This is a genomic window from Leifsonia sp. HAY1-4F (assembly GCF_056755275.1).
On sequence record NZ_JBNDHX010000409.1, the window covers coordinates 1 to 256 of the forward strand.

A 256-nucleotide genomic window follows, 5' to 3' on the forward strand; every position below is an offset into this window, starting at 1 on the left:
AAGAACCTGTGTTGGAACTCCCAATACTTGAGTTATTAATTTCACCCATTTAGAACCGTCGTAAACATAATAGCCTTCCGTATCTATATTAATAGTTTTTATACTTGCGGTAGTAACAGCTGATACAGCATAGACAATAGCTCCCTTTTGTGCAGGCGTGTATTTTGAATCGCCTTTTTGAATATCATCTCCTGATAGTCTGGGGGCAATAAACCCTTCCGGTCTACTACCATCTGTGGTTTTAGCAGTAATATCT

General features: G+C 38.7%; 1 protein-coding gene. It reads right to left on the bottom strand.

Annotated elements, in window-relative coordinates; genetic code table 11:
- A partial coding sequence (locus ACPYOG_RS19990; protein WP_481295849.1) for a hypothetical protein occupies positions 1-256 on the bottom strand: 256 nt, incomplete at both ends.